Source organism: Psychrobacter immobilis (genome assembly GCF_003148585.1).
GTDB classification, from domain to species: Bacteria; Pseudomonadota; Gammaproteobacteria; order Pseudomonadales; family Moraxellaceae; genus Psychrobacter; species Psychrobacter immobilis.
Window position 1 is genome coordinate 1 of record NZ_QGGM01000005.1, and the last position, 24,659, is coordinate 24,659.

At 44.0% G+C, this 24,659-nt stretch carries 20 protein-coding genes; 11 read left to right on the forward strand and 9 right to left on the reverse strand.

All coding sequences use genetic code 11. The features are described 5' to 3' along the window. Window positions 1-175: 175 nt before the first annotated feature. Both C8D84_RS05790 and C8D84_RS05795 read right to left on the reverse strand, forming a co-directional pair. Complete coding sequence (locus C8D84_RS05790; RefSeq protein WP_087814187.1) at window positions 176-844, reverse strand: cupin domain-containing protein; 669 nt, start codon at window positions 842-844, stop codon at window positions 176-178. 124 nt (window positions 845-968) lie between these two features. Beyond that, the gene (locus C8D84_RS05795; RefSeq protein ID WP_087814188.1) at window positions 969-1,832 is read right to left on the reverse strand and encodes a universal stress protein; all 864 of its coding nucleotides are present in this window, start codon (window positions 1,830-1,832) and stop codon (window positions 969-971) included. A 377-nt stretch (window positions 1,833-2,209) separates the two neighbouring features. On the opposite strand from C8D84_RS05795, the gene C8D84_RS05800 reads away from it, so the two are divergent. The 10 genes from C8D84_RS05800 to C8D84_RS05845 all read left to right on the forward strand — a co-directional run bounded on the left by C8D84_RS05800 (window position 2,210) and on the right by C8D84_RS05845 (window position 12,872). Next, window positions 2,210-2,743, forward strand: a complete 534-nt coding sequence (locus C8D84_RS05800) for a DUF2058 domain-containing protein (protein WP_087814189.1) — start codon at window positions 2,210-2,212, stop codon at window positions 2,741-2,743. A 377-nt stretch (window positions 2,744-3,120) separates the two neighbouring features. Next, on the forward strand, window positions 3,121-3,525 hold the full coding sequence (locus C8D84_RS05805; protein WP_087814190.1) for a hypothetical protein: 405 nt from the start codon (window positions 3,121-3,123) through the stop codon (window positions 3,523-3,525). A 260-nt stretch (window positions 3,526-3,785) separates the two neighbouring features. Then, on the forward strand, window positions 3,786-5,972 hold the full coding sequence (locus C8D84_RS05810) for an FAD-dependent oxidoreductase (RefSeq protein ID WP_087814191.1): 2,187 nt from the start codon (window positions 3,786-3,788) through the stop codon (window positions 5,970-5,972). 51 nt (window positions 5,973-6,023) lie between these two features. Beyond that, window positions 6,024-7,331, forward strand: a complete 1,308-nt coding sequence (locus C8D84_RS05815) for an ABC transporter substrate-binding protein (RefSeq protein ID WP_087814192.1) — start codon at window positions 6,024-6,026, stop codon at window positions 7,329-7,331. Then, the gene (locus tag C8D84_RS05820; RefSeq protein WP_228244490.1) at window positions 7,328-9,115 is read left to right on the forward strand and encodes an ABC transporter permease; all 1,788 of its coding nucleotides are present in this window, start codon (window positions 7,328-7,330) and stop codon (window positions 9,113-9,115) included. The genes C8D84_RS05815 and C8D84_RS05820 overlap by 4 nt, the downstream gene beginning before the upstream one ends. Window positions 9,116-9,214: 99 nt before the next feature. Then, entirely contained in the window at window positions 9,215-9,859 is a 645-nt protein-coding gene (locus C8D84_RS05825; RefSeq protein WP_109590768.1) for an ATP-binding cassette domain-containing protein, read from the forward strand. A 71-nt stretch (window positions 9,860-9,930) separates the two neighbouring features. Next, window positions 9,931-10,566, forward strand: coding sequence for a CDP-alcohol phosphatidyltransferase family protein (locus C8D84_RS05830; protein WP_087814194.1), 636 nt, complete (start codon window positions 9,931-9,933; stop codon window positions 10,564-10,566). A gap of 24 nt (window positions 10,567-10,590) precedes the next feature. Continuing rightward, on the forward strand, window positions 10,591-11,400 hold the full coding sequence (locus tag C8D84_RS05835) for a sterol desaturase family protein (protein ID WP_087814195.1): 810 nt from the start codon (window positions 10,591-10,593) through the stop codon (window positions 11,398-11,400). A gap of 235 nt (window positions 11,401-11,635) precedes the next feature. Then, a complete protein-coding gene (locus C8D84_RS05840; protein ID WP_087814196.1) occupies window positions 11,636-12,190 on the forward strand; it encodes a carboxymuconolactone decarboxylase family protein in 555 nt (184 codons plus the stop codon). Between the two features lie 28 nt (window positions 12,191-12,218). Next, window positions 12,219-12,872 carry a DsbA family oxidoreductase gene (locus tag C8D84_RS05845; protein ID WP_087814197.1) on the forward strand — a complete coding sequence of 218 codons (654 nt, stop codon included), beginning with the start codon at window positions 12,219-12,221 and terminating at the stop codon, window positions 12,870-12,872. A 193-nt stretch (window positions 12,873-13,065) separates the two neighbouring features. Here the strand turns inward: C8D84_RS05845 and C8D84_RS05850 are convergent, their stop codons facing one another. From C8D84_RS05850 to speB, 6 genes are all read right to left on the reverse strand, one after another. Next, a complete protein-coding gene (locus C8D84_RS05850; RefSeq protein ID WP_087814198.1) occupies window positions 13,066-13,677 on the reverse strand; it encodes a TetR/AcrR family transcriptional regulator in 612 nt (203 codons plus the stop codon). Window positions 13,678-13,862: 185 nt separating this feature from the next. Continuing rightward, a complete protein-coding gene (locus C8D84_RS05855) occupies window positions 13,863-15,398 on the reverse strand; it encodes an aldehyde dehydrogenase family protein (RefSeq protein ID WP_227676079.1) in 1,536 nt (511 codons plus the stop codon). Between the two features lie 169 nt (window positions 15,399-15,567). After that, window positions 15,568-16,974, reverse strand: a complete 1,407-nt coding sequence (locus C8D84_RS05860; RefSeq protein ID WP_060491314.1) for a YjiH family protein — start codon at window positions 16,972-16,974, stop codon at window positions 15,568-15,570. After that, on the reverse strand, window positions 16,955-18,766 hold the full coding sequence (gene dld, locus C8D84_RS05865; RefSeq protein WP_109590770.1) for a D-lactate dehydrogenase: 1,812 nt from the start codon (window positions 18,764-18,766) through the stop codon (window positions 16,955-16,957). The genes C8D84_RS05860 and dld overlap by 20 nt, the downstream gene beginning before the upstream one ends. Window positions 18,767-18,816: 50 nt before the next feature. Beyond that, on the reverse strand, window positions 18,817-20,541 hold the full coding sequence (locus C8D84_RS05870) for a 5-guanidino-2-oxopentanoate decarboxylase (RefSeq protein WP_087814200.1): 1,725 nt from the start codon (window positions 20,539-20,541) through the stop codon (window positions 18,817-18,819). 124 nt (window positions 20,542-20,665) lie between these two features. Beyond that, window positions 20,666-21,634, reverse strand: coding sequence for an agmatinase (speB, locus tag C8D84_RS05875; RefSeq protein WP_055125012.1), 969 nt, complete (start codon window positions 21,632-21,634; stop codon window positions 20,666-20,668). A 233-nt stretch (window positions 21,635-21,867) separates the two neighbouring features. Between speB and C8D84_RS05880 the strand changes: the two genes are divergently transcribed. Then, window positions 21,868-22,767, forward strand: coding sequence for a LysR family transcriptional regulator (locus C8D84_RS05880; RefSeq protein WP_087814201.1), 900 nt, complete (start codon window positions 21,868-21,870; stop codon window positions 22,765-22,767). A 40-nt stretch (window positions 22,768-22,807) separates the two neighbouring features. On the opposite strand, the gene C8D84_RS05885 is transcribed toward C8D84_RS05880, so the two are convergent. Then, the gene (locus C8D84_RS05885) at window positions 22,808-24,583 is read right to left on the reverse strand and encodes a potassium/proton antiporter (RefSeq protein ID WP_087814202.1); all 1,776 of its coding nucleotides are present in this window, start codon (window positions 24,581-24,583) and stop codon (window positions 22,808-22,810) included. Window positions 24,584-24,659: the final 76 nt, after the last annotated feature.

The following is a 24,659-nucleotide window of genomic DNA, read 5'->3' on the forward strand; positions in this document are numbered from 1 at the left end:
TAAATAGTTCAATGAGTCTGGTTTGTTTGTACCAACTTAATCTGCTCTTTCTCATATGACTATCCTAGATTATTTTACTTATCTAGGACAGCCCCTAAAAGTATAGTGACAAAATATAGTGACATTGTAGAATATGAGCAGCTGGTGAGCTGCTCATAAAATGTGATCACTACCCTTACAACCCTATCACTTGCATTAAATGCCCTGTCTTGAGATACACTGTAGCTCCTTCAGATCCTGCCTGTATTTGCGCATGCTCACCTGCTGGCAGACGTATCCAGCCGCCGCGCTGATAAACTTGACCCTCATCTATCAACTCACCTGCTAATACCAGTATTTCTGCACCGCCACAGACTGCCTCATTAAACAGTAACTCGCCTGCCTTGATACGCTGCAAACTCACTTGCTCATTATCACCTGAGAATAGAGGACAAACATCACGGCTGCCCTGCTGTTGCCAATGAGCCTTATCTTTAGTATCGATAGCCACATAATGAGGTTCATCAGCTGGCATTTGACGTAGCTTGACGAAAATCACTGCGCCTTCATCACTATAGGGCTTGTGTCCTGAGGTCGGTGGATTGCGCAAATACCAACCTGCTGGGTAATGTTTGTCATCTGCAGAAAAAGTACCTAACAATACTAAAATCTCTTCACCACCCGGATGTAGATGATGCGGAAAATAAGAATTGGGCGCATAGCGTACAAGGCTAGTGGCACGTGCTTTTTCTGCACCCACACGGTCAAGCATCACGCGCTCTACCCTATTTTGTGGTGACTTAATCCACTGGTGTTGCTCAGGTGTAAGGGCAGCGCGGCGAGTAAAGTCTGCATGAATAAGCATAAGCCATGTCCAAAAATAGTATGATGAGATGATCCTTTAGCAAACGTCAGATATGATTATTGAACGTTATCGACAGCTAAAGGCGCAATGATTGCACCTCGCTATTATAAACCTTACCGAGTTTTCAACGTACTAAAATCACAGGAGATAGCGTGCTGGCGATAATTTCTGTCGTGGTACTACCAAGAAATAATTGTTGCAATTTCGAATGTCCATAAGCACCCACCACCATGATATCAATGTTGTTTTCTACCTGAAACCTTAACAAGCCGTCAACGGCATCGGAGGCAGATAAATGATGTGCCGCTACGCTAAAACCTGCGTCCTCCAATTGTGCCGCTACGGCGCTTAAGCTTTGTTTTGACGCGTCATTATGATTGCCTATCATGACGATATGACCTTGCAATCCTTTTAATACAGGACTTCTTGCAACCATCCATGCTGCTTTAATAGCCGTTTTGCTACCATCAAAAGCTATCATATATGAGCTAGGCTCTTTGAACGTCTCTGAGCAAATCAATATAGGAACGTCAGATGCACGGGCAACGGTTTCGATTTGGCTACCGATATTAATACGGCTGCTTTTGTGATCTTCACCTCGGCGTCCCATGACGATGGCACGATTTTCTGCTTTAAAATGCTCAATGGCAGGTAACAGCTTGCCGCGACGTTGATAGATACGAATATCGACCTGAGTAAAGTTACCTTGAATATGGCTTTTTGCGTCTTGTACCAAAGCATTGCTATAACTGTTCACTACCTTCGCTCTTTGCTCGTCTAACTGTGTCAATTCCTCCAATAAAAACTGGCGGCTATTGACTCCTATTGCGCCTGACAAATCGCGTCTGGTCGAGGCTGGAACCTCACTCACATGCAACAACGCTACGGGTAAATTTAACTTACTGGCATACCATGCTGCATAGTCACAAACCGATTCAGTCACTGCCGAGCCGTCTATACAGGCTAAAATGTGCTGTGATGTTGTCATATTCCGTCCTTAAATTTAACGATTTCATCCTATACAGCTTTCTATACCCACTATAAATATGGTCACCGAAAAACATAGTTACCAAAGTACATAGTTACCAAAGTACATGGTTACCAAAGTACATAGTTACCAAAGTACATGGTTACCAAAGTACATGGTTACCAAAGTACATGGTTACCAAAAAACATAACGGCAGAAAAAGCGTATCCATTGCCTTGATAATAACCAATTTAAACGGCTTCAGCCAGCGATGTGTGCCCACTTCTACCATAATTAAAAAAAGTCTTGTCATCGTCTAACAACATGCCGTAGCGAATTTTGCTACAATGGTTTTTTAGCATTTATGATTTAAGTATCCTTATCTAGGTGATGGAATTATGGCAAAAAATGCCCTACAGGCTCAGTTATTAAAAGCGGGATTGGTGGATAGCAAAAAAGCCAAGAAAATCAGCAAGCAGACTCAGCATGCCAAGCGTACTGGTGACTCAGAAAGCATGGAAGCGAAAAAAGCGTTGGCAGAAGCCCAAGCAAAAAAACTAGAGAAAGATCAAAAGCTCAATCAAGAAAAGCAACGTATTTTAGAAGAGAAGATGCTCAAGGCTAATATCGTCCAAATGATTAAGCAGCATCAGATTGCCGATACCAATGGCGATGTTAATTATCAATTTGTCGATAATGCTAAGGTCAAAAAAATCTTTGTCACTCAAAAACTATATGACCAAATCGTCGCCGGTCATGTGGTGATTGCACGCTTAGAAGAAGGCTATGCCCTACTTCCTCGTCCGTTGGCAGATCGCATCGATGCAAAAATGGAGGGCTTCATGGTCGTGTCTAACGATACATCAGAAGAAGTACTGGCAGAAGATGATCCTTATGCCGCCTATGTGATTCCAGATGATTTGATGTGGTAACCGCTTAATTTCATCATACTTATGATATAAGCCAAAAGCCTTTCATGGACTATCCCAGTCTATGAAGGGCTTTTTATTGTACGAAAAGCGACCACCTTTAACCCAGCATTGCTGCTTTGGTTGAAAAACGTAACGATGCTCTGGAACAGTAGCATGCTTGAGGCTACGAACTTGAACAACCACTCAATAACAACTACAATGCGGTTTATTAACCTACTGAGCGGTAATATTTTGTCTAATTTTGAGTAATCACTCAAAATAAACACTTTATTCATGCTTACTGCCTGACAATAGTAGTCATTGCCAGATATTTCATTGATTAGACTTGCCAAGCTCTTTTGCACTCACTTTTAACGCTTATTAAGAATAAATAACTTATGCCAAAACATCTCCCTCTTTCACTGTTATTGCTTCGACTGGGTATTTTCATTGTTTTTTTAGTCTGGACTTTAGATAAGCTGATTAATCCTGATCATGCCGCAGGCGTCTTTTCTAGTTTTTATGGTTTTGAAAGTATAGGCGACACCGTGTTTTATGTCATTGGCGCGGCTCAATTCATCCTCATTCTGTTATTTGTCACAGGATTCTTCAAAACTTGGACTTACGGCATTATCTTGCTACTTCATGCGATTTCAACGTTCTCAACCTTTGGCTTATATCTCAAGCCTTTTGATAACTTGTTGTTCTTTGCAGCATGGCCGATGTTGGCTGCGTGTTTGGCGCTTTTCTTAATGAGAGATTGGGATACCTTAACCTTGGGCAAAAAAGTTTCTTTAGCCTAAACATCAGTCATATTTATCGTTAGATTGGGCTGGGTTGAACATGCAAAAATATAAATACTAGCCTCCGAAACTCAAGCTCTATACTATGAAGACTACTAAGTTAGCTGTTTTATTGTATAGAAATGCACAAAGCATGCAAAAAACTTAACGCAATTATCGTTACCACTAACTTGTCATTACCACTAACATGGTCAAGGTTCTTAATCATAAAAGAATGACGATGACTTTAGCCTTCGCTCTACTACTTAGCCGGATATTTTATGATTAAAAGAATATTGTTAATACTGTTAATATTAATATTAGCAGCAAGCTTTTTCTACTTTGACCTCAATCAATTACTGACGCTTGACGGCTTAAAAGGCTCAATGGCACAATTTAACGACTATAAAATGCAATCACCACTATTGATTATCGGTGGATTCTTTTTACTTTATATCGTCGTCACCGCCCTATCCTTACCGGGTGCCGCTATTTTAACCTTGGCAGCTGGTGCATTATTTGGCTTATGGCAAGGTTTACTGGTCGCCTCATTTGCCTCCAGTATTGGCGCAACACTGGCCTTTTTAACTTCACGTTATTTGCTGCGTAATACGATTAAACAGCGCTTTCCTGAACGCTTAGCAGCCATTGACGCTGGCGTTGAAAAAGAAGGTGGCTTCTACTTATTTACCCTGCGCTTAGTGCCAATATTTCCCTTCTTTTTGATTAATTTATTGATGGGTGTCACCGCTATCAAAGCGAGAACGTTTTATTGGGTTAGCCAACTCGGTATGCTCGCTGGCACCTTGGTTTACGTCAATGCCGGTACACAGTTGGGGAGAATCGATAGCTTGTCGGGTATCTTATCGTTTAATCTGATTGCCTCATTTGTGCTGTTAGGATTTTTTCCATTGATAGCCAAAAGTATATTAAATACCTTAAAAAAACGCCGCGTCTATAAAAACTATAGCAAACCAAAAAAATTCGACCGTAATATGATCGTGATTGGTGCTGGTGCTGGCGGGCTAGTCACTAGCTATATTGCTGCGACCGTCCGAGCAAAAGTAACCTTAATCGAAGCAGGCGAGATGGGCGGTGACTGCTTAAACTATGGCTGTGTACCCAGTAAAGCCCTGATTAAAAGTGCAAAAGTCGCAGAACAAATGCGCCATGCTGAGCGTTATGGCTTAGAAAACACGCCACCAGAGTTTTCATTTAAAAACGTCATGACCCGCATCCATAAAGTCATCGCTGACATCGCCCCAAATGATAGCATCGAGCGTTATACGGACTTAGGTGTCGAAGTGCTAAAAGGCTATGCCAAATTCATCGACCCGTGGACAGTAGAGATTGCGCTAAACGATGGCGGCACGCAAACACTCACCGCACGTTCCATTGTTATCGCTACTGGCGCGCGTCCATTTATCCCAGATTTGCCGGGTTTGGAAGAAACGGGTTATGTGACCAGCGACACCATGTGGAATACATTTACTGAGCTTGCTGAAGTACCGAAAAAACTGGTCGTCCTTGGTGGTGGGCCTGTCGGCTCTGAGTTGGCACAAGCCTTTGCACGCTTAGGCTCCAATGTGACCCAAATCGAAAGAGGCGCGCGTCTCATGAAAAAAGAAGACGTAGAAGTCTCAGAATTTGCACAGCAAGCATTGACGAAAAGCGGCGTAAACGTTTTAACCTCGCATCAAGCGATTCGCTGTGAAGCGCGCGATGGTAAAAAATTTATTATCGTTGAACCGCAAAGCGACAATATAGCTGGGCAAAGCCATACAGGCAAACAAGAAATGGCTATTGAATATGACGAGTTAATCTGTGCCGTTGGACGTAGTGCGCGCTTAGAAAGTTATGGTCTTGAAGATTTGGGCATCGAAACGAAGCGTACGATTGATACCGATGACTATTTAGAAACCCTTTACCCTAATATCTACGCCGCTGGTGATGTCGCTGGTCCTTATCAATTTACCCATGTGGCCTCCCATCAGGCATGGTACGCTGCCGTAAATGGTTTATTTGGACATCTAAAGAAATTTAAAGTAGATTACCGCGTCATTCCATGGACAACTTTTATTGATCCAGAAGTCGCACGCGTTGGCTTAAATGAGCAAGAGGCTGTTGAAAAAGGCATCGATTTTGAGATTACCCGCTACGACTTTAAAGACTTAGATCGAGCGGTAACTGAAAGCGCCAATGCTGGTTTTATCAAAGTCATTACGCCTAAAGGCAAAGATAAAATACTCGGCGTGACCATCGTCGCTGAACATGCTGGGGATATCATGCCGGAATTTATACTAGCGATGAAACATGGCTTAGGATTGAACAAAATACTCGGCACTATCCATATGTATCCAACGTGGGCAGAGGGCAATAAGTACGCTGCTGGTGAATGGAAACGCAATCATGCGCCCGAAACGATATTAAACTTACTTGAGAAATACCAGACATGGCGTCGAGGCTAGTTGAATTTTTATTAACTGCGCTAAAAACATATCATCATAACGGAAACTTAAATGTACGTTATTAAATCTTTACCAGCTTTGGCAATGTTAAAAAATCTAAGCCGCTATAGCGCCTATGCTATGGTGCTTAGCGTTTGTGTTGGTATATCAGCAAGCACTGCCTCACCCACTACTGGTAACCTTAATCAAAATTTATCATCTTGGCAGCAAATAGAGGCGCAAGGGGAAAACCAAGACGTCTACTTTTATGCATGGGGCGGTGACCCGCAGATCAACGCTTATCTACAGTGGGCAGCCAAGCAAGTCAATGATAAATATAATATTAACTTGGTTCATGTTAAATTAAGCGACACTAGTGAAGCCGTCAGCCGTGTACTCGCAGAAAAGTCCGCCAACAATAATGATAAAGGCAGCGTTGACCTCATCTGGATAAATGGTGCCAACTTTGCCACCATGAGTGAGAATTCATTATTGCTGAAACAGTGGGCAAATAAGCTGCCTAACTTTGCCTTGACCGATCCAGACAATAACCCGGCCGTTAACTTTGATTTTGGTGTACCAACCAATGGTATGGAAGCGCCATGGGGACAAGCCTCGCTGACTTTTTATTACGACAGCTTATCAACTAACAAATCACCAACCACTTTAAATCAGCTAGTCAATTGGACAGCGCAAAACCCCGGACGATTTAGCTATCCAAAGCCGCCTGACTTTTTAGGCATGAGCTTTTTAAAATATGCCTTAGTCATGCTACACGAGCAACATGATGCTAAAACAGGTGAAAATACCAAGGCACAGCTCAACCTGCCAGCCACTGAGCAAAATACAGATATTATATTAGCTCCTTTATGGACGTTTTTAGATGACTTGCATCCCACCTTATGGCGCAAGGGTGAGCAATTTGTGCAAACGGGCGCGCACATGCGGCGTTTGGTCGATGATACCGAGCTGAGTTTGGCCTTTACTTTTTCTGCACCTGAAGTACCCGCGGCCGTGCAGCGTTATGACTTACCCGAGAGCATTCGTAGCTATGCAATGAGTGATGGCAGCTTAAGTAACACCCATTTTGTGGCCATTCCTTATAACGCCAGCCATCCGCAAGCCGCGCAGCTAGTGGCAAACTTTTTAATGAGCCCAGAAGCACAGGCCAAAAAGCAAACCTCTGATATATGGGGTGATAAAACCGTACTCGTTCCCTCTACGCTCAATCCTGAACAACAAGCGCTATTCAAAGACAATAAACCACACCCTAGCGCCCTGCCCTTTGATAGCATCAAACGTACCGTGAGTGAACCACATCCAAGCTGGGTTGATGCCATTATGCAAGGCTGGCAAGCGCGTTATGGGGTCAGCCCATGAGTAAAAATACTAATAATAAAACGGCAAAAGAAAAAGTCCATTCTGCAACAATTACTGGCATAACCGCGCCTTATAAAACTGATCTATTTACGCGTATCGTCTCCTTGAGTCCGACATTTTTACTGCTGCTACTGATATTGCCGGTACTCGGTGGTTTGGTTTGCGTGCTGTTACCTGCCTTTAGCTGGGTGCCTGCACTTGAGCAAACGACTGTTAGTCTACAAGGCTTTCATGATCTTTGGCAGACGCCTGGTCTTACTCAAATGGTCGCTTTAAGTATCGCTACTGGATTGATAAGTACGTTACTCGCTTTTGTCATGACCTTAATGATTTTGGCGGCGTTTTTTAATAGCGTTTGGCTGACCCGTATTGAGCATTTACTTAGTCCAATCTTGGTCATTCCTCATGCAGCAGCAGCCATTGCGGTTGGTTTTTTAATTGCGCCTTCTGGTATGTTTTCACGCCTTATATCACCATGGCTAAGTGGCTGGGAATTGGCTCCAGACGGTATATTTCCACATGACCCCTACGGCATCAGTATTATCTTGGGTTTGACGTTGAAAGAGCTGCCATTTTTATTACTCATGGCACTAGGCGCTTTGGCACAACCAGAGCTTGGTAAAAAGCTACGTCAGCAGTATAAAGTCGCGTTAAATCTCGGCTATTACCCCATTACTGCCTTTTTTAAAGCGGTACTTCCTGTCCTCTATCCTTTTTTACGTTTGCCTATCTTAGCCGTGCTCGCCTATGCTAGTGCCAGCGTAGAGATGCCATTGATACTCGGTCCAAACACGCCGCCAACGCTGGCGGTCACTATCATGCAATGGTTTAACGATGTTGATTTAAACTTACGTATAAAAGCCTCGGCGGGCGCGTTATTACAGCTCGCTTTGACGGGTAGTTTAATCGCCTTGTGGCTTGGTAGCGAGAGAGCAATAAAAAATTGCTTTAATCGCACGTTGGTCAATGGCAAGCGCAGCTATGCCGATGCACTATGGCAAAAAATCACCGCAGCGTTGACCGCTGTGGTGATTGGCTTTATCTTGCTAGCGCTCATTGGGCTGGTAATGTGGTCAGTGGCTGGTTTTTGGCGCTTTCCAGCCGTATTGCCAGAGCAGTTGGTGTTATTGCATTTTCAAAGCGCCTTTACGCAAATGAGTACGCCATTATTTAATACCATTACGATCGGTATCGTGAGTACGATATTTGCCATTGTGCTGACATTGTTATGTTTGGAAGCTGAGCAATTAAGTCAAAAGCCACTTTCAACATTTACCAGTTTTATTATCTATTTACCGCTATTAGTGCCCAGTATTGCCTTTCTATTTGGGTTGGTTTGGCTACAGCAACTGGTGAATAATCAAACGGCATTTTTTAATGTGGCATTTGCCCATCTGCTCTTTGTGCTGCCCTATGTGTTTTTATCGCTTGCTAGCAGTTATCGACGTCTAGACCCTCGTTTTGCTCATGTAGCGGCAAGCCTTGGTGCAACTCCTGCTAGAGTATTTTTGCAGGTGAAATTACCACAACTGTTTGCGCCGTTGTTAATTGCCATTGCCCTTGGTTTAGCCATTAGCTTTGGTCAATACTTACCGACATTATTGGCAGGTGGCGGACGAATCGCCACCATCACCACAGAAGCCGTAACCCTCGCTAATGGTGCCAGTAGACGCACCAGTGCAGTGTATGCCATCATCCAAATGGCGCTACCCTTAGTTGGCTTTATATTGGCGTGGATATTGCCAAAGTACTTCTTTAAAAGTGGTAAAAATAGCAGCCGTTAAAACGTTTTTTAAAATATATTCGTTTTGAAGAGCACTGATTCTAAATAGCACTAATTTTGAAAATACCTAATAATAAAAACGCAAAGAAAAGGGCCTTTGATGCAATCCTCTTTACAGATAAAAAACTTACAGTTATATCGAAAAGGCGAGCTACTACTCAGCCTAGATGAGCAGATTGCTGGTGGTGAAATACTAACCATCATGGGTCCATCTGGCAGTGGTAAATCGAGTTTATTGAATTGGCTCACAGGTATATTGCCAAATGGTTTTACCGCTATTGGTGAGGTCTGGTTAAATGATGAAAATGTAAGCCATCTGCCGACGCATCTGCGGCATATTGGGGTACTGTATCAAGATGCCCTACTGTTTTCGCATTTATCGGTCGCAGGTAATATTGCGTTTGCGATGCCTAAAAGTAATAAAAACAGCAATAAAAAACAGCGCCGTGAAAAAATAGAACAAGCGCTGGCACAAGTGGGGCTAGCAGGCATGGGAGATCGCCATCCTGATAATTTATCGGGCGGACAACAAGCACGAGTGGCGCTACTGCGCACCTTGCTCAGCGCACCAAAAGCGATACTACTTGATGAGCCTTTTAGCAAGCTTGATACCCAACTTCGAGTAGATACGCGGCAACTGGTGTTTGAGCAAATCCGCACTCATAAACTTCCCGCCATCATGGTCACGCACGATTATAGCGATGCTGAGGCCGCAAACGGTAAAGTTATTCATTTAGGCCTGTAGTTTTAGGCTTATACTTTTAAACTTGTAGATCTAAATTCTAAACATCAAAGCGAAATACAAAAGGCAAGCGCATGCTAGATAAATTTCTTACGCCCATGATTAAGCCGATACTAAGCCCTGTCGTCGTTGTCTTGCACAAACGCGGTATTACGGCTGATCAACTCACGGTGGCAGGCTTTTTAATCGGTATGTTAGCGGTGCCATTACTGGCGTTTGAGCTTTGGTATGGCGCACTGGCAGCCATTGCATTAAATCGTATTTTTGATGGTCTTGATGGCGCTTTAGCCCGTTATGCAAAGCAAAGCTCTAGCGCAGGCGGCTACTTAGATATTACGCTCGACTTTTTATTTTATGCCGCCATCCCGCTGGGTTTTATATTGGCAAATCCTGAACAGAATGCCATTGCTGGCGCTTTATTACTCGCGACCTTTATTGGCACAGGCTCTAGCTTCTTAGCGTTTGCCATTGCTGCGGAAAAGTTTACACTGAATAAACCGCAGTTTAAATATAAGAGTTTTTATTATTTAAACGGTTTGACTGAGGGCACCGAAACCATCGCACTGTTTGTCGCTTTTTGCCTGTGGCCACAGCACTTTGTATTACTCGCCAGCATTTTTGCCACTGCTTGCGCAATTACGATTTTTACCCGTATCCATGGTGGCTACCATACCCTTAAACAGCTAGAAATAGATAAAAACAGTATATAAATATAATAAGTTAAGAGGCAGCTAATGACTAACGAAGTATGGTGGCGGCTTGGGTTCTTTTTAAGCATTTTAGTGATTATGATGCTGATAGAATGGCGCATGCCTGCACGTCAAGCACCGATCAAAAGCAGCAAACGCTGGTTCGCTAACTTTGGCTTGGTGTTTGCGTCATCCGTTATTGCTCGTCTAGCGGTGCCTGTCGGTCTAACGGCTGTGGCGCTTTATAATCAGCAGCATGGGATTGGTCTATTTAATATCATCAATTTGCCAAGCATTGTCGTCATCATACTAAGCTTAATATTGCTCGACATCATCATTTACTGGCAGCATCGATTATTTCACCGCGTGCCTATGCTATGGCGTCTGCATAAAGTCCATCACGCTGATGCACATGTCGATGCCAGTACAGGGCTTAGATTTCATCCCATTGAAATCGTTTTAAGCATTCTAGTGAAGCTCGTTGCCGTCAGCTTGTTGGGCGTTCCTGCCATCGCCGTATTGATATTTGAGATTGCGTTAAATGGCTTAGCGATATTTAACCATGCCAATATTCGCCTGCCACCTTCGCTTGAAAAACCGCTGCGATTAATATTAATGACCCAGATTTTGCACCGTATTCACCATAGCCAACGCGTCAGTGAAACCAACTCAAATTATGGCTTTAGTGTCATTTGGTGGGATTGGATTTTTGGTAGTTATAAGGGTGAAGCAAAGCAGTCTGATAATGAGCTAGATATTGGGCTAAAAGAATACCCAGAAGCCAAACAAAATGCCTCGCTATGGGGATTGTTGACAATGCCATTTAGCAATGACTTGGTTAAGAAAAACAAATAACTGTCGCGATGTCGCCTAGCTTTGAATGTAAGTCAAAGTTACAAACAACTTGAGCATTCACTCAAATATTATTTGAACGATTGCTCAAAATGAATTATAGTGGCTGCAGTTGTTAAGCGACTCAAGTAAATTCCATTGATTAATATGAGTAATCGCTCAAATAAATGTTTGGCTCTTTAGTCACTTGCACACTTACTTTACAACAATTTATTAATAATGAATAAAAGGTTTTAATATGACTGACTTCACTCTACACGACAAAGACACAGCCCCAGAAGCAAGCCAAGCATTACTAGACAACTCAATCAATGCATTTGGCATGGTACCTAACCTACACGCTGTGATGGCTGAAGCGCCTGGCTTGCTCGAAGGCTATCAACAGCTACATCAACTGTTTTTAGACAGCAGTTTTGATGATGAGGAAACCACTGTTGTATGGCAAACCATCAACGTCGAACATGAGTGCCATTACTGTGTACCCGCTCATACTGGTATCGCAAAAAGCATGAAAGTGGATGACGCAATCACTGATTCATTACGTAATGAGACACCTCTACCAACTGAAAAACTAGAAGCATTACACGACTTTACGCTATCGGTCGTTCGTGATCGTGGTAATGTAAATGATGACGCAGTGCAAGCATTCTTAGATGCAGGCTTTACTAAACGTCAGATTTTAGAAGTGGTTCTTGCAGCGGCTCAAAAAGTGATGAGCAACTACACCAACCATTTGGCCAACACGCCAATCGACAAGCCTTTCCAAAAGTTTGAATGGCATAAAGCTGTCTAATTATATAAGAACCAAATAAGGAGCCACTATGAGTAATTTAAAAAAGCCATTACGAATAGATATCGTGTCAGACGTGGTCTGCCCTTGGTGCGCTATCGGCTATAGTCAACTAGCCGAGGCATTAAAACAAACCAACACTCCGCACGAGATTCACTGGCATCCATTTGAGTTAAATCCTAATACACCGCACGAAGGACGAAACTATCGTGAGCATATCATGGAGAAGTACGGTACGACTGCTGAGGACATTCAAGAGAACCGAGCTAGAATGACAGAAGTAGGTGCTGAAGCTGGATTTGATTTTCAGTTTACCGATGACTTTCGTACTTACAATACTTTTAATGCGCATCAGTTGCTGCATTGGGCCGATCAACAAGGGCGTATGCACGAGCTAAAACAAGCATTGTTCGTCGCACACTTCGTCGATAATCAAAATATATCAGATTATAGTGTGCTTGCCGATGTTGCGGCCGATGTTGGACTGGATCGTAGCGAAGCACTGGCGGTCTTAAAAGATCAGCGATTTGCTGCAGCGGTAGAAAAAGAAAAGCAGCATTGGCAGCAACAAGGCCTTCAAAGTGTGCCATCTATGGTTTTCAATGAGCGTCATTTAATTAGCGGTGCTCAAGGTGTTGAGAATTATAAAAGCATATTGCAGCAGTTGGCCGACATGCCAGACTAAGTCATCTGTTGATGGTTGAGTTTTCAAGACTAAGAGTTTTAGAAAAGCTAAGGATTTTAGAGTTACTATATAGTCTCGGGCTATACAGTAACTCTAAAATCCTTTTTTTCATACCAAAAACATCTTAGCAATCAGCCTTACTTAATCGGCAATAACCCTTTAGCAGTGCTTATTTGCAAATAGTCAACATGCACTACACGACAACAGGCTTATCAATACGCAGCGCTTCTATAGAGAGCGCCATATCTTCAGCCAACGCTTGCACCGCTGCACTCTCGACATCACGCTGCGCAAAAGCACGCAGCCCCATGATTTCCGCCTGTAGTCGTCGTCCAAGCCTAGTTGCGTCGAGCTCAGTATCAAGCTCACCCAGCCGCTGTGCTTCGGTAAAGTAATTTATAAAACGCAGCTCCATACCTGCCAGCAGCATTTCAACTTTTTGTAGCGCTGTCTGCTCACGAGCACCAAGCTCCAGCAAGCTTTTGACCAGCATGCAAGCCTGACTCGGCAGCCCTTTATCACGAATACCGCCCAGCTGACGCACGAAAGCGGCTAACCCCAACAGCGGTGATTGATAAGCGCCCATTACCCGCTCAAGCTCACTCAAACCTAGACGAGCATAGTAGTCTAACGCTTCTTGAAATAATCCATCTTTACTGCCAAACGCAGCGTAAATGCTTCCTGGACGCATATCGAGCGCCTCTTCTATGTCTTTTAACGAAGTAGCATGAAAGCCTTTTTGCCAAAAAAGCTGTAACGCGCGTTCTAAGGCATCCTGACGGTTATAAAGTGCGGTACGTGACATAGTTTTTCCATCTCAAAAGCTGTAATCTCATATAAAAACAAGCACAGCGATAAAATTTGAATGATTGCTCAATTTTATATCGAATGGCATTCTTAGTCCAGTAAAGTTAATTTACAAAGCAAATATCTTATTTAGCCATTGGTAGCAATTTCAATGGCTAAATAAAATATGAAAGCGCCCAACGTTTAATGACTCAATAGTACATGCTTGCTTTTTTGATACGCAGACAAGCCATCTACACCCAGCTCACGACCGATACCGCTTTGCTTAAAGCCGCCCCACCCTGAATCTGGCAGTACAATTTGCTGTTCATTGATCCAGATATGACCCGCTTGAATCTGTAGCGCCATCTCTACGGCCGCCTTTTCATCAGCGCTGACAATGCTCGCGGCCAAAGCAAACTGGCTATCATTGGCCAAAGCAATCGCCTCTGCATGGTCGGTAAACGTTTGACTCACTAAGACCGGCCCAAAAACCTCTTCTGTCCATAACTGACTGGTCACTGGAACATTGGTATAAATCGTCGGCATCGCAAAATACCCTTGTCGATTTAAGACCTCACCACCTGTGAGACAAATCAGGTTTTCGGCAGTAGCAATGTCGAAATATTTTTTTACTTGATTGAGTTGCTGCTCACTAACCAGTGGACCCATTTGCGTGTCAGTGTCAAAGCCATCACCAATTTGCAAACTTTCTGCCTTAACTTTTAATGTGTCGAACAACGACTGAGCAATGCTTTCATGAACGAGCAGTCTTGAGGTGGCTGAACAGATCTGACCAGCATTGGTAAATATACCACCGATGATTAAATCACAAGCGTGGTCGATATCAGCATCTGCACATACGACGATGGCTGACTTACCGCCCAGCTCTAAACTAATATCCTTGATACCTTTTGCCGCTTGGCTCATTACCTTTTCACCAACGGCGTTGCTACCAGTAAAAGAAATTTTGTCGATTAATGGATGGCAGGTCATGGCAGCGCCCACTTCAGCTGCACCCGGTAAAATATTAACGACTCCTTTCGGTAGTTTGATAGCAGACAATATATTGCCCAGCATCAACTCTGGCAATAATGTCACCTCGGAGGGCTTTAATAGCACCGTACAGCCTGCAGCCAATGCAGGGGCTAACTTCCAAGCAGTAGTGACCATTGGAAAATTCCACGGGACAATAAGGGCGCAAATACCAACAGGCGCATACGTTTTTAGCAAGCGTATGCCTGACTCGCTGGTGGGTACCTCCAACCAAGTCGCTTGTTCTGTGATGATATTGGCATAATAGCGATAACAAGCAATGGCATCGCTCACGTCTATTTTTGCCTCTTCAATGGGCTTACCATTATTTAACACAGACAATCCAACCAATTTGTCAAACTGCTGCTCCATCGTCTCGGCAATGGCATTGAGATACGATGCACGCACGCTTACGTCGGTTTGCGACCAAGATGGATACGCCATAGAAGCCGCATTAACTGCCATTTCTACCTGTGCCTTGGTACACAATCGAGTGGTAGCGATGATTGTTCCCGAATTTGAATCATATAAATCATAACTTGAATCATGATTCGAATCATAGCTATCAGCATCAGCAGTATCGGTAGCAGGTGCTTCAATAGTCATCCATTTGCCATCTATATAGGCTGCATTTAACATCACTTCATCTTGAACCGTTTGGATGGCGCTTTCTCTCGTTAAACTGTTAGCATTCGTCATTTCCATGATGGTCAATCACCTTATATGGTTTGATATAATTGTTTTTATGCCTATTGTATTTATAAGTGTCTCTGTCAATCATTGGCTAAGTAATCGGTTTATCTAACTAAAGAATAAACCGGTTATTTGGCACATTATCGTTATGCTAGAGGATGGGTTGATATTGGCTACATAGCTAATAAAGTAAATGCGCCACTGACGTAATCACAACCAAACTGATCAGCGTACGAAGAATAAAAATCATGAACAGCTCTAACACATTAAGCTTGATGTTTGATTTCAAAATCAGCGCGCCCACTTCAGACATATAAATAATCTGAGTAATAGAACATGCACCAACGATAAATCTTGTCATCTCACTCTCAATACTTTTACCGACCAAGGCTGGCAAATACATATCCGCAAAGCCCATAATCATCGCTGGAGCCGCCTCTGCTGCCTCTGGAATTTGTAACAAATCAAGCAGCGGTACCAACGGTGTAGACAACCATTTAAACACAGGCGTATATTCGGCTAAGCCCAGACCAATCGTACCAATTGCGAAAATCACGGGGATTAGCCCAAAATAGATATCGAATAGATTCTTTACACTACGTTTGAACACTTGACCCAGACTTGGCATTGAGTGCGCGCGCGTCACAGCACGATTGACCGCCCATTGGTAGGTCGTGTACTGAGCAGGAATCCCTTCATCGAGCATACTTTTGCCAGAATGATAGGTGTCAGGCTTTAAGGAAAGTGGCGGTATACGCGGCATAATAATCGCAGCGATAAAGCCTGTTAAAGCAATGGTCAGATAAAAATAAACGAAGTTATCGTCCACGCCGATGGTTTTGGCGACGACATAAGTAAAAGCGATCGAAGTCACCGAAAAAGTCGTCGCGATAATCGCCGCTTCACGCTGGCTATAGTAGCTTTTATCATACTCCTGCATGGTGACTAGCAAGCCGATAGAAGCCGCGCCAAACCAAGAGGACATCGCATCTACCGCTGAGCGTCCTGGCAACTTAAACAGTTTGACAAATATTTTGCTCGCCAGTGTGCCCAAAAACTCCATCAAACCAAAATCCGTCAAAAACGGTAACGATAAAATGGCGAAGAAAAATAAAGGAATCAAAATTGGAATCAAATCTTCGAAAATGACGCCGCCGGTATTACGATTAATAATAAACTCAGGGCCGACTTGCAGATAAATCATCCAGACAAACACCATCCCTAGCAATCGGGCGGTGAGCCAAAACCAATCAACATCGAAGAGTTTTTTGACCATAGAGTCTTCATGCAGGTTGGGTTTTAACACCTTCACAGCCAACGCCCCAAGAAAGGAAGTCGTCACGATTGCCATTGCCACATAAACGACAGAACCGCCCAGCAAAGCTTGCAAAGCGTCCGTTAACACACCCAATAAAATCGTAACCTTTCCGTCCCATTGAAACGGAATAATAAATAGTGCAATGCCCAGTGCTGAAAACAATAAAAACTTCCACATTGACGCACGCCACTGCTCTCCTTGCGGCGTTTCTGAATCGACAACATCGTTTCCTAATATCGGTTGCTGCGACTTATCGAGATAATTCGTCATTTAATTCCTCCTTGATGGGCGACGATCGCCAATTTTTCCATTTTGCTGTCTGACCAATGCCTGGATTTAGCGAATTGGTCGGATCTAGTTTTTTATAAAAAGTATGTAGTGCAGGTTTTGCGGTATAGACATGACCCACGTTGTGTTCAGCAGGGTACTCTATACGACGTCGATCATAAAACGCCAACAGCTCATCCTTGAATTTTTTTGCATCTACCTCAGGGTGTAGCAGATAGTCTTGGTGCATGACATGACAGAAAAAATGCCCCAAATAAAAGGTTTTACTGACCTGCTTTTGTAAGTCAATAGGTAGCACTTCATCCCAATCTACGGCATTCCTTGGTAAGGCAATATCGGTAGACAACAGCTCTCCAAACTTTGTGTGGTTAAGGTTGTGATAACGAAACATGGCAGCGGTTGCCGCACTACGAAACACCAATAATGCTTGGGATTCTGCTGCTGTACAAAGATGTACGACGCCTTGATGCTGCTGCATATGGGACTGTAAAAATGCTTGGGCAGCGACAATATGACCATGACTGCGGTTATCATTGCTATTATCATCGTCCTTATTATTGCCATCCGCGACTTTAATGATTAAATGATAACGATAGGAGCTCGCCTGCTCTGCCAAAGAATTGGGTAATGACGGCGGCATGAAAACACCAGTCATTTGTAGCATCCGATCTGGTAAAGTCTGAGGCAGTCGCCATTTATCCAAATAGTAGCCAATCTTGGTTTGTAACCGATACAACGCTCCTATTTTACTGGCTGGTAGTTTTCGCATACTCAAACAAGTATCGCGACCATAGCGCATGGTAATATCGTTGTAATTTTTGTGCATATATTCTGCCAAAATAGGCAGGTTTAGCTCGCTTTTTAACCACTGTTGCCTGAGTGTGGTCAAAGTATCGGCGTCATTGGTCGAGATATAAAACGTTTGTTCTTGCGTCGGTTTGGCAAATGTCGCGACTCGAACCGCAAAGACGATGACTTTGCCTGCTGAACCAGAGGCTTCATATAATCCGTTAGGGTCATTATTAAATCTGGCAGGTGTGTCTGCCTCGCAATCACGCACCTTGTGTTGATAATGGTGGTTTGTACAGGACTTACTGTTGGCACTCTCTGGGTTTTTATTGAACGTGCCAGTTTGTAAGTTTCTAAGCATCTCTTCTGGACCTGCACCTAAATCAATGCCTAAGTGATTGATTAATTCAAACTCACCCATGGCATTACGTTTGGCAAATAGCGACATCTCGGTATACGCCGGACCACGCTGCACCAACATACCGCCAGAGCTGTTGCAAATACCGCCAATCACCGAAGCACCAACACAACTTGAGCCCAGTACTGAATGCGGCTCACGCCCTAACGGCGCAAGCTCAGACTCCAACTGCTGGAGGCTAGCCGCTGGCAAGGCAACCAGCTCTGCTGCATCATTGAGCAGATGAACACCGCCCAATCGTTGCATAGAAATCACGACGACTGCTCGATCGTACTCTCCGTACGGTGTCGAGCCTCCGGTCAACCCTGTGTTAGCAGCCTGAGCAATAATAATCACATCAGCCGCTGCACAGAGATTAATGACGCGCCATAGTGCCACAAGAGAGTCTGGTATCACAACTGCCACGACAGCATTCGTGATAGCCGCAATCGCCCCTTGTGTATACGACTGCTGCTGGCTGGGTTTGGTCAATACATTGGTCGCGCCAACAATCGCGGATAAATCCGTTAATAAGCTTGCCAGCGAGGTGCTCAAGCGACCAGACGAGCGGTTAGCATGTGGCATCATAGACGTTCTTCCTTGAGCGACCAGCCTTTATTATATTTGACGTATTAACATTAGCTAAAGCAGGTGAATGTTTTACCCATTTCAATCAAAAATTCATCGGCTTCATCAACTTCATAGATGATGGGTTGCTTGCCCTTGATATCTTCTTTTAAAGCATCGAGCAATTGCTGTTTGGCTGTGATTCTGCGATAACCTGCGCCAAATCCTGCGGCTAATGGCTCAAAGTTCGGCGTCTTAATATTAACCCCGATTAGTGGCAATCCACCCTCTTCCATATAACGACGAATCTCGCCATAGCCTTGGTTGTTCCACAGCAGCACAATCAATGGCAGCTCAAGCTCGGCGGCACAGATGAGTTCTGCAATCGTAAACTGAATACCGCCGTCGCCAATCAAGCTGACCACTGGACTGTTTGAGCCAATCATGGCACCAATGGCAGCAGGCAAACCATAACCTAACGTGCCAAATCCAGTCGATGAGTTAAACCATCGACGCGTGGCTAACGCCTCAAAACCAAGATTGCCGCTATAGACAGGCTGCGTTGAATCACCAACGAAGATGACGTCTTTCACTTCATCTCGAATCAATTGAAGTAGCGCATTTTGACCAGCAAAGTCTGGTGTCATGTCTTCTATAAGTAACTGTTTTGCCTCGTTTACTCGTACCGCCGCTTGATGATTTAACGCGTGGTTTTCTAAACGGCTACACAGCCCACTTATAGCCATTTGCGCATCGGACAATACCGCGATATCGGCTCTAAAAGGACGCTGTAATTGCTGGGCATCGCAGTCGATACGAATCAGCGTGCCATTGATTTTGAATTCACCATTAAAGAACACATCATAATCAGTCTCACCCAGCTCAGTACCAATCGCCAATACCCAATCAGCCTCAGCAATAACGGCGCGACCTGCCTCTAATGACTGATTGCTACCCAAACTTAATGGGTGGCTAGGTGGCAGCAAACCTTTGGCATTGATGGTTAAAAACGTCGGTGCATCGATAAGCTCTGCTAGGGTTTGCGCGTCATGATCGACATCGACGCAGCCACCACCATAAAGTATCACTGGATTTTTTGCCGCTTTTAGAGATTCAACGATCAAATCTAATTGCGCAAGATTGGGCAGCGGTCTCATTACTTGAGGTAACGTTAAACCATGTGCATCAGTCGATTTTTTTACAAAGTTATTTAAATAATCAGAGGGCTTAGCAACATGACTGGCATCGGCGGTAATCACATCAATGGGCAACTGGATATGCACTGGCCCCGGACGTGCGCCATTAAATAATGCAAACGCTTCAGCGATGACCTTGGGTAACGATTCAGGCTGCCAAATAGTTTTGCTCATGAGTGTAACCTTACTGACCATGCCTTGCTGATCGTGCAATTCATGCAAGTGCCCTTCACCGCTGCCCGTATCTGCCACTTTATTAACACTAGAAATCACTAGCATCGGTATAGAGTCTGCCAACGCCTGCGCCATGGCTGTCATGATATTGGTCATACCGGGGCCTGTGATAATAAAGCATACCCCGACTTTGCCAGACGCTCGGTAATAGCCATCAGCCATAAACCCCGCGCCTTGTTCATGACGCGGCGTCACGTGGCGGATGTTGGTGTTTGGTAGACCACGATATAGCTCGACCGTATGCACACCCGGAATACCAAATACGGTCTCTACCCCATAATACTCTAGCCACTGTACGAGCAGCTCACCACATGTCAGAGACGGCTTGGCGGGCGCTGAAGAAGATGTTTGAAGCGTTTGCGTCATGAGTTAATCATCCTAAAAAGTTCAATCGCGTTTAAATAAGTTGTTCAGTGTTAAACCCAAGCTGCCCTTTAATCCCTTATAAAAAGCAGCTTGATAAAAAGCAGTTTGCGATTATAAATTATTCTTAATACACCGCCTTTACCTTATCGTCATAGCGCACACCCGGTAAGATACATAGCATCTCAAACAGCAAGTTTGCCGCCAATACTGAGGTGTTACCAAATGGATCATACGGCGGTGACACTTCTACTAAATCGCCACCCACCACATCAAGTCCGCGCATACCGCGAATGATTTCTATCGCTTGCGTTGAGGTCAAGCCACCGATTTCAGCAGTGCCCGTACCCGGTGCAAACGCAGGATCAATACCATCGATATCGAAACTTAAATAGACGGGGCCATCACCGAGCTTTTCGCGTACTTCTGCCATCAATGGCGTCAGCGACTTGTACCAGCATTCCTCGGCAGGCACCACACGAAAGCCTTGCTGGGTTGACCAATCAAACTCTTCGGCGCTATAGCCTGTACCACGTAAGCCAATCTGTACCACGCGGTTACCATCGATTAAGTTCTCTTCGACAGCACGGCGGAACGGTGTACCATGAGCGATTTTTTCGCCAAACATCTCATCGTTGATATCTGCATGCGCATCGATATGCACCATGCCGACAGGGCCGTGTTTTTTGGCAAGCGCACGTAAGATAGGCAAGGCAATGGTATGATCGCCGCCCAACGTCAATGGAATAGCACCATGATTCACGATTTTATCAGTATAGAATTTTTCGATGATATCAATGCTTTTTAGCAAGTTGAAAGTATTGATAGGCACGTCGCCGATATCAGCAACTTGTAAAGACTCAAAAGGCGCTGCACGAGTGGCGACATTATAGGGACGAATCATGCGTGATTCATCACGAATTTGTCGTGGACCCAATCGCGCACCGCTACGGTTTGACGCACCAATATCTAAAGGCACACCCACAAACGCCACATCTAACCCTTCTGCATCAGCTTGAGTCGGCAAGCGCATCATAGAAGCAAAGCCGCCAAATCTTGGCATATCGTTGCCGCTTAATGGTTGATTGAATTTCATAAATCACATCCTTGTTTCAGTTTGTTTAAAATAGGCAATTTTTTATATGCTTTGACAATACCTAAATATTTAAAGTCAGACCATGGTAAAATTTAGAAGTAAACTTCTTATTTTTCGTAGTAATTTAGATTTAACCGTTATTATCAGAAGTTTGATATAAATTTGATGTTAGAGAAGTGATAAATAGAAGATTCATTTTGATAGACATCATAGGTACTGAGGAATAATGACCGATGCTAGATGAATTGATAAAAATAGACATCAAAACCTTGCGTAGCTTTATAGCGATTGTAGAGTGTCAGGGCGTGACAGCCGCACAGTCTCGCTTAAATGTGACGACCTCTGTCATTAGTGGTCATTTGACCCATTTAGAAGATCGCTTAGGCATGACGCTTTGTCATCGCGGACGCGCGGGTTTTAAGCTGACAGAAGATGGCGCAGCGGTTTATGAAGCCTGTTTGAGCTTTACTGAAGCGGTTGCCAGTTTTCAGCATCAACTACACTATATTCGCCAATTGGATTCGGTGCGTGGCGGTCATATCCGACTGTGTCTCATTGACCAGATGCCGACGTTTTTTTATGATGCTTTGCGCCAATGCTTGGCTGCTAGCTATCTTGACAATCCCCTTATCCACTTTTCTATCGATGTGCAAAGCCCTGAAAGCATGCTAAAGAAGCTGCTAAGCAACGAGAGTGATATTGGTGTGGGATATTTTGGCAGTTTTCCGCCACTACTCACTTTTCAGCCAGCCTTTATTGAGAAGCAGGTGGTCTGCTGTGGACGCGAGCATCGATTGTTTTATGAATCAGAAGGATTAACTTTTGAGGATTTGGAACAAAACTATCCATGGATAAAACGAGGCTATATTACCGATTTGAGTATCAATCATGTCCGCCCAAAAACCTTGAGTGCCACCACTTATCATATGGAGGCAACTGCGCAGCTCATTCTGGCGGGTCATCATGTTGGTTACTTGCCTAATGATTTAGCCAAGCGTTATGAAGAAATGGGACTGATGAAAATACTACTGCCCAATGAGGCCAGTTACGAGGTCAAGCATCATTGGGCTTATCGAGAAAACTTACACAAACAAGTCGCCGATTTCTTAAGTCAAATGACACGTCTTTTGTGAATAATGACGGCAAATAGCTACATAGCTACCCTGCTGTTAATCACTCTAGATGCTTTAAACCAATGGTTCTAAGCTTCCCTTTATCATCCACTTCTTTTATGACCAACGACCATTCGTCATTGATGTCGACCGTATCACCCGATACTGGCTTTATCTCTAAGCTATCATTGATATATTCAGCGACCGTTTGATCCCACATGCTTTTGGCGCTGTCCTCAGATTTGGATTTGAGTTTATCGACAAGCGACTCAGACGCCATAATACCAGTAAAAAACGGCAAATCTCCAAGCTTCACGCTTGGAGATAGCAGCCAATCGCCATAAAAATCATCCATGGCTTTATGGTCAAGGGTCGTATCGTTGAAAATCTTAGCAATTTGGGTGGCGTGGTTTCCTGTCATCGCATACCACACCCTATCACCGCATTTGAGCTTGGTATTTTCATCAACAACGATAATATGCTGCCTGCGTACCAAGGCAAAGACACTGATTTCATCAGGGTTTATGCGCTTAGAGATGGCCATTGGATGACGATCAATCGCAAATGCCCCTGACTTTACTTCAAACTCATATAAAGTAATGCTTGCTTTGTCAGATACCCAAACCTCATGCTCTTCTTCTGGATCTTTATTACTAGGAATACGCACTTTGAATAAATTTGCCATAAAAGGAATGGTCGTGCCTTGTAAAATCAAAGACAAAACCACCACGCCAAAAGCAATATCAAACAACATAAAAGCGCCGTCTATTCCCGCCATCACCGGTAATATGGCAAGCGTAATAGGAACCGCGCCGCGCAGACCTACCCAAGAAATAAAGCCGATTTCTCTGTCTTTAAATTTAAAGGGTTTCACACTGGTATAGACCGCAATAGGGCGAGCAATAAAAATCATAAAAGCTGCAATCGCGACGGAGTAATACCAAACATCAATCACATGCGATGGCGTCACCAATAACCCTAGTACCACAAATAATACCGCTTGTGACAACCACGCAAAGCTATCCATCACCCGCATCACATGCTCAGTTGAGCGCACTTTATGGTTGCCAATTAGCACACCAGTGAGATAAATTGCCAGAAATCCACTGCCGCCAATCAGATTAGTCGCGGCAAAGACTGCCAAGCCAGCAGACATGATCAAAATGGCATACATACCTTCTGCCAAGTGTATTTTTGGTAATAGCCTTGCCAATAAATAACCAAACAGTAAGCCCATGCCCAAACCAAAGCCAAGCTGCTGTAATAACAACCCTAAAAAGCCCAGTATTGTCTGTCCAGCGGGATCAACATTTAAAGCGATTAATCCTGTCACCAGCAAAATAGCCAAAGGATCGTTCGCGCCCGATTCTAGCTCCAATGTAGCCTGTACACGATCGTTAAGTTTGACGCCGCCATTACGCAATAGCGAAAACACCGCTGCTGCATCGGTTGAACCAACAATGGCCGCCATCAACAAACCAAGTCGCCAATCAACATCGAGTAGCCAAGTGACGAATATACCCAGTATCATTACCGTCGCAAGTACGCCCCAAGTGGCTAAGGTAATAGCAGGCTTGAGACCCACTCGAAATGACTTAAAAGATGTGCGTAGCCCACCATCTAACAAGATACAAGCAAGAGCTGCCTGCCCAACGAAATTAGCAAGCCCGTATTGGGCGAACTCGATACCTAAAATACCATCTTCGCCAGCCAACATCCCTACGATCAAAAACAACAGCAATAGCGGAACGCCCAAGCGCGCCGATAACGTACTTGCCATAATACTGGCGAAAATTAACAATGCCCCTACGAGATAGATGATATTTAAGGTATCCATCTTTTTTAAGCCCTATTTTTATAAATTGTAATGAATGGAGTTATCGCGATAATTCTAATTTTAGTTTGCTACAGGT